The sequence below is a fragment of the Devosia sp. genome (assembly GCF_034675085.1).
Taxonomy (GTDB): domain Bacteria; phylum Pseudomonadota; class Alphaproteobacteria; order Rhizobiales; family Devosiaceae; genus Devosia.
Map to the genome: position 1 here is coordinate 1 of NZ_JAUCDN010000148.1, position 8,142 is coordinate 8,142.

Consider the following 8,142-nt stretch of genomic DNA (forward strand, 5'->3'; position numbering starts at 1 on the left):
GGTTCGGCCTTAACCTTTCGCTAAGCTTCGGTTTCCCAAAGGGAGCGAACGCGCTAGAAGCAAGCTTAAGGCAGCTTTTCTCAGGACCCGCTTGATGGATTTCCGCATTTCCGCCGATGACCGGGTTGGCAACCAGCCCGCCCGTCCGGGCAAGAAGCCGGCGAAAGCGCGTCGCGGCGGAAACGCCGAGCGGGTCGAGCCGGCCATGGGCAGCTCCATGGGTTTTTCCGTCGCCGGCGAGCGCAATCCGCCCGGCGGCGCGGGCGGCGGCAAGCCGCCAAAGGCCCCCAAGACACCGCGTCGCGGCAAGGCCGAGCCGGCAAAATCCAGGAAGCGCCGCTCGCGCAGCGGCGGCTTTCTCATGGGTCTGCTCTGGTGGGCTTTCGTCGCCTGCCTCTGGGGCGGCATCGCCGTTATCGGCGTCATCGTCTATTTCGGCGCGCAATTGCCCTCGGCCAATAGCTGGGCCATTCCCGAGCGCCCGCCCAATATCCGCATCCTGGCCGCCGATGGGAGCCTGATCTCCAATCGCGGCCAGACCGGCGGCGAGGCGGTGACCTATCGGGAACTGCCCTATTATGTGCCCGCCGCCGTGATCGCCAGCGAGGACCGGCGCTTCATGAGCCATTTCGGCGTCGATCCGATCGGGCTTCTGGCCGTGGCGGTGGAATCGATCCAGGCGCGCGGCGTCACACGCGGGGCTTCCACCATCACCCAGCAGGTGGCCAAGAACCTGTTCCTGACCCCCGACCAGACGCTGGGCCGCAAGGTGCAGGAAGCCATCCTGGCCGTATGGCTGGAGCAGAACTACACCAAGGAAGAGATTCTCGAGCTTTATCTCAACCGCGTGCATTTCGGCTCCGGCACCACCGGCATCGAGGCGGCGGCCCAGACCTATTTCGGCATTTCGGCGCGCAATCTCTCGCTCGGCCAGGCCGCCATGCTGGCCGGCATCCTGCCGGCGCCCGCCGCCTATAACCCCAAGACCCATCCGCAGCGCGCCATCGAGCGCCAGCGCCTGGCGCTCGCGGCCATGGCGCGCGAAGGCTATATCACCCAAGAGGAAGCCGCCGCTGCCCAGATCGACCCCGACCAGAGTGTGCGCACCCGCGTTGCGGGCTCCGAATCCTATGTCGCCGACTGGGTTGAAAGCCTGATGACGGCCTATATCGGCGAGATCGAATCCGACGTGGTGGTCCAGACCACCATCGACTTCAAGATGCAGAAGGACGCCGAGTTCATCGTCAAGGAAATGGTGGCCTCGGAAGGTCCCAAGCGCGGCTTCAACCAGGGCGCGCTGGTGGCCATGGATGTCGATGGCAAGGTGCGCGCCATGGTCGGCGGCGTCGATTACCAGGCCAGCCAATATAACCGCGCCGTCACCGCGCGGCGCCAGCCCGGTTCTACCTTCAAGCCCTTCGTCTATATGGCGGCGATGGAAAAGGGCTACACCCCGGACACTTTGGCCGAGGATGCCCAATTCGAATATAATGGCTGGAGCCCGCGCAATGCCTCGGGAAAATATGCCGGCACGGTGACGCTGCGCCAGGGTCTGGCCTATTCGCTCAACACCATCGCCGCGCGCCTCGCCATCGACGTGACGCCCGAAAAGGTGATCGAGGTGGCCAGCCGCATGGGCATTTCCAGCCAGCTCACCGCCGTGCCCTCCATCGCTTTGGGCACCCAGGAAGTGAACCTTCTGGAATTGACCAGCGCCTACGCCCCCTTCTCCAATGGTGGCTTCGGCGTCATCCCCAACGTCATCACCCGCATCGAATCCAAGGAGGGCAAGGTGCTGTACGAGGCCTCCGATGCCGGTCCGGGCCGTGTGGTTGCGCCCAATATCCTGGCCGAGATGAACGATATGCTGGAAACCGCCGTCGAAGTGGGCACCGGCCGGGGCGCCAATCTGGGCGGCTGGGAATTCGCAGGCAAGACCGGCACCAGCCAGAATGCCCGTGACGCCCTGTTCGTGGGTTATACCGCCGCCATGGTCACCGGCGTGTGGCTGGGCAATGACAACGACACCAAGACCACCCTGTCCGGCGGCAACGTGCCGGCCGCGATCTGGTCCGAGTTCATGACCAAGGCCCATGCGGGAAAAACCATCGCCAAGATCCCGGGTGGTAGCTATGGCGGGCAATTGGTGGCCCAGCAGGGAGTCGATCCTGTCAGCGGCCAGATGGTCACCCAATATGTCGATGCGGATACCGGCCAGCCGGTTGAAACCGCCACCGACCCGACAACAGGGCAGTTGCTGCGCATCGATCCGACCACCGGCCAATACGTCCCGGCCAGCGCCCTTAACGGCTTCGAGACGGCCGATCCGGGCCTGGGCGTGGGCCTGCCCGAGGGCGGCATGTTGATCGACGCCAATGGCAACCAGATCGACCCGACCACCGGCCTGCCGGTGGGGCAGGCGATCGGGGGCCAGGCCATCGATCCGGTAACCGGCTATCCGCTGCAACCGCAGAGCAATGGCGTGGGCGAAGCGCCCATCGATCCCGAAACCGGCCAGCCCATGGTGCTGGTGGTCGATCCGGCCACCGGCCAGCCGGTCTGGGTGCCGGGTGCCCCGACTCAGATGCAGCCGCCGGCCAGCATCGGCCAGCCCCAGCCCAGCTACCAGGAACCGCGCCGCCAGCGCACGCTGATGGATTTGATCTTCGGCAATGGCGAGAATTGATGGGGTGAAGGATGCTCCTCAGGGGGCATCCTAGCGGCCGTAGATCATCAGCTCGCGCCCATGTGCCTTGAGCCAGGCGCGGCCCTTTTCCATCTCGGGCAGGGTGCGCTTCACTGTTGCCCAGAAGGCGGGGGAATGGTTCATCTCCACCAGATGCGCCACTTCATGGGCGGCGACGTAGTCGAGCACGAAGGGCGGCGCCAGAACCAGCCGCCAGTTGTAGTTGATCGTGCCGGTCGATGAGCATGAGCCCCAGCGGCTCACCTGGCTGCGCATCCGGATCGCCTTGACGCTCACACCCAGCCGCGCCGCGTGAAAGGCGCTGCGTGCTTCGAGGTCCTTCTGGGCCTCGTCCTTGAGCCAGTCGATAAGGCGCCGCGCCTGATGCGCCGCCTCCCCCGGCACGAACAGTGTGGGGTCCCCTTCGCCTTCTCCCGTCTCCACCCGTCCCCTGACCTTGCCGGTGGCGACGATGCGGTGCGCCACCCCGCGCAGGGGAATCGAACCGCCATGGCCCAGAAGCGGCGGGGCGGGAGCCCGGCCCAGCCGCGCCGCCAGCCAGTTGCGGTGCTTTTCGAGAAAGGCTTCCGCTGCCGCCCACTGTCCATGCGGCGGCAGGGTGAGCACCGCGCGCCCCCCATGGGGCAGCGATAGCCTGTAGCTGCGCGCCCGCGCATTGACGCGCACGGTGACGGTCACCGTGACCCCGTCGAGGTCGATGGTGGTGCTGGCGGGAATCCTGGGCTTGGAGCGGAAGAAAAGGTTCATGACGCTCTGGTTTTGAGTCGGCTCATATTAGCCTCAAATGTCGGGCCCGACAAAAAGGGCGCCCCTTGGGACGCCCATTGCCGTTCGAGTGCCCAAAGGAGGGGAGGGGCTTTATGAGCCCCAGCCATTCTTGTTGTTCTCGCCGTCATCGGTGCGGTTCTCGCCATAACCCTGGCGCGAGCCACGCCGCTCGTTCATGAAGCGGTCGAACTCTTCCCGATCCTTGGCCTTGTTGAGATTGGCCATATATTCGTGGAAGGCTTCGATTTCTGCGTCGAGCCGGGCACGCTCTTCCTCGAGGCGGCGCAATTGTTCGTTGCGGTAGTCGTCGAAGGCGGCATTGCCCGAGGACGAAAAACCGTATTGCTGGCGGCCCCAGCCCCGATGGCCGCGATTGGCGCCGCACCAGGCCTTGCCCTTGCTCCAGTAATGTTCGGCCTTTTCTGCCGAGCCTCCGAATTTTTCACCCCAAAGGATGTAGCCCAGCACCAGTAGGCCGAGCGGCCAGAAGGCGATGAAGCCCAAAACCATGAGGGTGATGGTCAGCGGAGACCATTGCGGTTTGATGATTGCTGTGGACATGTCGTTTCTCTCCCAGTCACGATGGCTTTAAGGTGGGACGTCCATGGGCAGGATCAATGCTGTGTCTATGGTTTTTGTGGTCTTGAAAGCGGATTTTTTCGTCCTATGACGCAGCCGAACAGCCCTGTGAGAAGCGCGCGATGACCCTGATCCCGGCTGAAAGCCTGCCTCCGCCTTCGAGTTGGCGGCCCCTGCGCCTGCAAACCCTGGTCGTGCTGCGCTGGCTGGCCATTGGCGGGCAGACGGTAAGCGTGCTCTTCGTCGCCTTCGGTCTGGGTTTTCCCCTGCCGCTTCTGGCCTGTTTCCTCCTGATCGGCCTGTCGGTGGCCCTCAATCTCTGGCTGGTGCTGCGCCTTGGCGTCTCCCATCGTCCCACCCCGCTCTCCACCGCCTGCCAGATGGTATTCGACCTTTGCCAGCTGGGTGGGCTGCTCGCCCTGACCGGCGGGCTGCAAAATCCCTTCTCGCTGCTTCTGCTCGCTCCGGTTTCGGTCTCGGCCGCCTCGCTCTCGCAACGCGCCACCTTCCTCATCGCGCTGCTCGCCGCCATCATCGCCTCGCTGGTGTCGCTCTGGCACCTGCCCCTGCCCTGGCTGCCCGGCGAGCATCTGGTTTTCAATCGCATCTATGTCATCGGCATCTGGGTCTCGATCATCAGCGGGCTGGTCTTCGTCTCGGCCTATATCAACCGGGTTGCCCATGACGCCCGCCAGATCGCCGATGCGCTGGCGGTGACCGAGCTGGCACTGTCGCGCCGCGAGCAGCTTTCCGCCCTGGATGGCCTGGCCGCCGCCGCTGCCCATGAATTGGGCACGCCGCTCTCCACCATCGCCCTTGCCGCCAAGGAGATGCGGGCCGAAGTGGAGCCGGGAAGCGATCTGGCCGGGGACGTGGAGCTCATCATCGAGCAGGCGGCGCGCTGCCGCGCCATCCTCACCAAGCTGCGCAATCTGGGCAGCGACGACAAGGATCCGTTCGCCGCCGTGCCGCTGACCGATCTTCTGGCCGAGGTTGCCCGGCCCCATGAGGGGCGCGGCAAGGCCATTCTTTTCTATCACGAGAATACCGACGGCCCCGAGCCGGTGGTCCAGCGCGGCGTCGGCCTGCTCTACGGGCTGGGCAACATCATCGAAAACGCCACCGATTTTGCCCGCAGCATGGTGCGCATCGAGGCGGGGTGGGACCCCGAATCGGTTTCGGTGGTTATCACCGATGACGGTCCCGGCTTCGCGCACGAGCTGGTCGCCAGGCTCGGCGAGCCCTATCTCACCAGCCGTCCCCGCGACCCGCAGGGGCCCGATGCCAACAAGCCCGGCGGGCTCGGGCTCGGTGTCTTCATCGCCAAGACCCTGCTGGAGCGGAGCGGCGCCAGGCTGGCCTTCGAGAATATCGACCCCAACGGTCATGCCCGGGTGCGAATTTCCTGGCCGCGCAGCGCCATAGAAATCGCCGCCGAAGGCGCTCGGAAATTTTGATTTTTTCGCATGGAAGCTTTAAGTGAACAGCTATGAGCGGAATTGAAGAGCTACTGGCCACCGACCCCAGCCTGCTGCTTGTCGACGATGATGCGGCTTTCCTGCAACGGCTCGAGCGCGCCATGGCGCGCCGGGGATTCGAGGTGCGCATCGCCGGTTCGGTCGCCGATGGCCTGGCTGCCGTCGCGGCCCGGCCGCCGGCCTATGCCGTGGTCGACCTGCGGCTCGAGGATGGCAATGGGCTGGAAGTCGTCTCGGCGCTCCATCAGAAACGCCCCGATGCCCGCGCCGTGGTGTTGACCGGCTATGGCAATATCGCCACGGCGGTGACGGCGGTGAAGCTGGGCGCGGTCGATTATCTGAGCAAGCCCGCCGACGCCGATGACGTCATCAATGCTCTGCTCGCCACCGGCGAGGATAAGCCCGAGCCGCCGGAAAATCCCATGTCGGCCGATCGGGTGCGCTGGGAGCATATCCAGCGCGTTTATGAATTGTGTGACCGAAACGTCTCCGAGACCGCCCGCCGCCTCAACATGCACCGGCGCACCCTGCAACGCATCCTGGCCAAGCGCGCGCCCCGCTGAGGCGTGGCGCCTAATATTTCCCCTGCTCGCTGCCCACGAAAGGATCGATGGGGCTGGTGCCGGCAAAAGGCGCACGGCCCAGGATCGCCTCCACCACCGCCTCCTGCAGGGCTTCGCTCGATCCGTAGGCGTTGACATAGGCCGGCACGCGCGGCGCGTCGTGCAGGTAATAGGGATAGCCGAAGGAAATCATCAGCGTCGGCAATTCGTGCCAATAGCGCGTCATCGCCCCGAAAACCGAGCCGGTGAGCTTGTGCCAGTCGAGGAAGATATGGCTACGCGTCAGCACGGTTTCTTCGGCGAAGAGATAGAGCACCAGGTCGAAATCACGCGGATTGACGGCCATGCCCGGCTCAAACACCTTCACCTCGAAACCCTCCTGCGCCAGCCTTTGCGGCAGGCTGAGGGGAAGGGGATGCGGCGCGAAAGGCTGTATCACGCCGCCGGAGAACACCAGGATGCGGCGGTGCCGGGCCACCGACAGCGGCAGCAGCCCGCGTACATCCTTGACCAACGTGGGCACTCGCGCCGTGACGCTGCGGGCCGCGGCCAGGTGCTCGTCGCTGGCGATAAGGCTGGCGATATCGGCCATGTCGCGCGCCGGGCGCGGGCGATGCAGGCCCAGCGCAGCCTTGAGCGCCAGCACGCGCGTCGCCGCCTCGTCCACCCGCTCCTGAGTCAGTCGCCCGTCGGCCACGGCCTTGACCAGCCGCATGAGGTCGGCATTGGGATCGTCCGAAAACAGGATCACGTCGCATCCCGAAATGACCAGTTCCGGCAATACCTCGTCGCGCGGTCCCCAGTCGCCCAGCCCCGCCATGGGCGTGGCGTCCGAGACGATGAGACCATTGAAGCCCAGTTCGCGCCGCAGCAGATCCTGGTTGAGCATGCGGCTGATCGAGGCCGGCCGAAAGGCTTCGGCGCCGGCATCGGGCTCCAGCGCCCGCACGAAGGCGGGCAGGGCGATATGGGCCGACATCACGCTCAGGACGCCCGCCTCGATGGCCCTGCGGTAAAGCCGGCCAAAGCTGGCTTCCCATTCCGCCATGGACAGGGGATTGACCGTGGTCACCAGATGCTGGTCGCGGTCGTCATAGCCTTCCCCCGGCCAGTGCTTGACGGTGGCGGCCACGCCATTGGCCTGGAAGGCGGCGATCTGGGCCAGCGCGTGGCGCTCGATCCGCTCCATGTCGCTGCCGAAGGAGCGCGTGCCGACAATGGCGCTGCGCCAGGCGGCATTGATGTCGATGACCGGGGTATAGCTCCAGTTGAGCCCCAGCGCATTGGCCTCGCGCGCCATGATGGTGGAAATAACCGAGGTGGCCTCCACATCGTCCACCGCCGCCAGCCCAAGCGGATTGGGCACCGGCGTGCCGAAAGGCGGGCCCATGCGGCTGCCCTCGAGGTCGGCGCTGATGAGCAGCGGAATGGCGCTGGCTTCGCCCAGATCGCGGGCTAGCGCGATCTCGGCCACCATGTCGTCGGAATGGATACGGGTGATGCCGCCGGGCCGGAAGCCGCGCACCTCATCAATGACTTCGGTGGGAGCGCCGCGCTCCAGCAGCACGAAAAGCTGAGCCAGCTTGTCGCGCGGCGAGAGGGCTTCGAGCGTCGTCGCCACCCAGGCGATTGCCTCATCGTCAAGGTTGAAGGGAGCGGCGGAAAGATCGATCTGGGCCAAGGAGCGTCTCCGGCAGTCTTCTTGTTCTATGGGTGGTTGCGCGTTTCCGAGCCAAGCCAATAGCATTTTTATCGCCCCGGGGGACGACAAAAGCGGCATAAAAAAACCGCCGGGTAAACCGGCGGCTTTCAATTTCATCCGTGTCGGGCGATCAGGCCGCGTGGCTTTCCAGCCACTTGGCCAGGCCAGCCTTGGGGGTGCCTGCGCCGACCTTCATGTCGGCGGCTTCCCCGCCCTTGAACAGGATCATGGTGGGAATGGAGCGAACGCCATATTGCGCGGTGATCGAGGGATTTTCATCGACATTGAGTTTGACGATCTTGACCTTGCCGGCCATTTCGCTTGCCAGCTCGTCGAGCACGGGGG

7 protein-coding genes are annotated in these 8,142 nt (G+C 65.1%); 3 read left to right on the forward strand and 4 right to left on the reverse strand.

The features are described from left to right. The first annotated feature begins 94 nt into the window (after window positions 1-94). A complete protein-coding gene (locus VDP82_RS10595; RefSeq protein WP_323014815.1) occupies window positions 95-2,686 on the forward strand; it encodes a PBP1A family penicillin-binding protein in 2,592 nt (863 codons plus the stop codon). Between the two features lie 30 nt (window positions 2,687-2,716). Here VDP82_RS10595 and VDP82_RS10600 read toward each other — a convergent pair whose 3' ends face one another. Next, window positions 2,717-3,454 carry a SprT family zinc-dependent metalloprotease gene (locus tag VDP82_RS10600; RefSeq protein ID WP_323014816.1) on the reverse strand — a complete coding sequence of 246 codons (738 nt, stop codon included), beginning with the start codon at window positions 3,452-3,454 and terminating at the stop codon, window positions 2,717-2,719. Window positions 3,455-3,565: 111 nt separating this feature from the next. After that, a complete protein-coding gene (locus tag VDP82_RS10605) occupies window positions 3,566-4,036 on the reverse strand; it encodes a DUF2852 domain-containing protein (RefSeq protein ID WP_323014817.1) in 471 nt (156 codons plus the stop codon). A gap of 140 nt (window positions 4,037-4,176) precedes the next feature. On the opposite strand from VDP82_RS10605, the gene VDP82_RS10610 reads away from it, so the two are divergent. Beyond that, window positions 4,177-5,511, forward strand: a complete 1,335-nt coding sequence (locus tag VDP82_RS10610; protein WP_323014818.1) for an ActS/PrrB/RegB family redox-sensitive histidine kinase — start codon at window positions 4,177-4,179, stop codon at window positions 5,509-5,511. 32 nt (window positions 5,512-5,543) lie between these two features. Next, window positions 5,544-6,095 (forward strand): ActR/PrrA/RegA family redox response regulator transcription factor, encoded by a 552-nt coding sequence (locus VDP82_RS10615; RefSeq protein ID WP_323014819.1) that lies wholly within the window; start codon window positions 5,544-5,546, stop codon window positions 6,093-6,095. Window positions 6,096-6,105: 10 nt separating this feature from the next. Here the strand turns inward: VDP82_RS10615 and VDP82_RS10620 are convergent, their stop codons facing one another. After that, window positions 6,106-7,776 carry a glycoside hydrolase family 3 protein gene (locus VDP82_RS10620; protein ID WP_323014820.1) on the reverse strand — a complete coding sequence of 557 codons (1,671 nt, stop codon included), beginning with the start codon at window positions 7,774-7,776 and terminating at the stop codon, window positions 6,106-6,108. Between the two features lie 151 nt (window positions 7,777-7,927). Continuing rightward, on the reverse strand, window positions 7,928-8,142 hold a 215-nt coding region (locus tag VDP82_RS10625), incomplete at its 5' end, for a thioredoxin family protein (protein ID WP_323014821.1).